This window comes from Ructibacterium gallinarum, assembly GCF_014982785.1.
GTDB classification, from domain to species: Bacteria; Bacillota; Clostridia; order Monoglobales; family Monoglobaceae; genus Ructibacterium; species Ructibacterium gallinarum.
In genome coordinates this window covers 1-1,801 of sequence record NZ_JADCKB010000062.1, presented here as the reverse complement: position 1 = coordinate 1,801, position 1,801 = coordinate 1, and the positions used below count along the sequence as shown (strand labels likewise).

General features: G+C 37.8%; 1 protein-coding gene. It reads left to right on the top strand.

Going from position 1 to position 1,801, the window contains the following annotated elements; all coding sequences use genetic code 11:
* The first annotated feature begins 401 nt into the window (after positions 1 to 401).
* Positions 402 to 1,628 carry an IS256 family transposase gene (locus tag INF28_RS12655; RefSeq protein ID WP_226393812.1) on the top strand — a complete coding sequence of 409 codons (1,227 nt, stop codon included), beginning with the start codon at positions 402 to 404 and terminating at the stop codon, positions 1,626 to 1,628.
* The last annotated feature ends 173 nt before the right edge of the window (positions 1,629 to 1,801 follow it).

Below are 1,801 nucleotides of genomic sequence, written 5' to 3'. Positions count from 1 at the left end.
TGATTTTTTAAAATCTTCGTCATATTTTGTATAATTGTTTGTACCCATAGTATCTCTCCTTTTTTGTGTCTTTTTTATTATATCATATATTGCATCTTTGTGTCTACTTTTTTAGCGTTGATCCAAAAGGACCTGTTGACAAAGTGCGTATTTTATGAGTTTAAACGGTCCCTAATACATAAATTTGAAGGCATATACACGCCTATATTATCGCAAAATATGGATTTAGGGCTTCCGTAAGCGCTTTAACCAACCGCTTTAAATTCAGTGCCAAAGCCGAAAAGAGGCATTCTTCATGAACCCTGTGAATGCCTCTTTTTTCGGCGAGGGTATTAGAAAAAGTCTGTAAAATTGAATCCTTCTATGATAGAATAAAAATATATCGTAGGAGGATTTTAGTTATGGGAAGAAGAAAACGGTCAAGATTAAGTGAAGGAAAAAGAAATATCATAGCAGGTTTGATTGAAGAATATGACATCAAAACTGCAGAGGATATTCAAGAAGCTCTAAAGGATTTGCTCGGCGGCACGATTCAAGAAATGATGGAAGCTGAGCTGGATGAACATTTGGGTTATGAGGAATATGAACGCAGCGACAATTCTGATTACAGAAATGGTACAAAGCCGAAGATATTGCGTAGTACTTATGGTGAAATACCAATCAATGTTCCACAGGATCGTGACGGGGATTTTGAACCTCAAATTGTGCAAAAACGGAAAAAGGATATATCGGAGATTGAGCGCAAAATCATTGCTATGTCAGCCAAAGGCATGACAACAAGACAAATCTCATCTATGATTGAAGATATTTACGGCTTTGAAGTTAGTGAAAGCATGGTAACAAGTGTTACAAACAAGATACTGCCCCAAATTGAGGAATGGCAGAACAGACCGCTATCAGCTGTATATCCGATTGTATTCATTGATGCAATTCATTTTTCTGTTCGTGATGAGCATATCGTAAAAAAGATAGCTGCATATATAATTCTTGGCATTAACGATGAAGGTCGCAAGGAAGTTTTAAGTATAATCATTGGCGAAAATGAAAGTTCAAAATACTGGCTTGGTGTACTGAATGACCTTAAGAACCGTGGAGTTGAGGATATTCTGATATTATGCGCAGATGGACTTACCGGGATAAAGGAAAGTATTACTGCCGCATATCCTCAAACGGAGTATCAGCGTTGTATTGTGCATCAAGTGCGTAATACATTAAAGCATGTGGCAGAAAAGGACAAAAAAGCATTTGCTAATGATTTAAAGAGTATTTACCATGCTCCGAATGAAGAAAAAGGATATGAAATAATGCTGAAAGTCACGGAAAAATGGCAGGACAGATACCCCAATGCCATGAAACGCTGGGACGAGAATTGGGATGTAATTTCTCCCATGTTTAAGTTTTCAGCGGATGTTCGCAAGGTAATTTATACAACCAATGCCATAGAAAGCCTTAATAGCAGTCTTCGTAGATTAAACAGTCAAAGAAGCGTATTTCCGAGCGATACGGCACTTTTGAAAGCACTTCATTTAGCGACATTTGAAGCCACAAAAAAGTGGACGATGCCGCTTAGAAACTGGGGCAGAGTTTATGGAGAGTTGTCGATCATGTACGACGGCAGGCTCTCGTAGCACAATTTTTTGGCATTCCAAGGGTAAAATGCACGCCCGGAAAAAATGATATGCACCCCAAAAGTTGGACATACATAGTTGAGATTTTGGAGGTGTATATTATGGGCAAAGAATTATATTGTAAAGAAATAAAACTAGAAGCAGTACAATATGTTTTATCCGGACATTCCTAT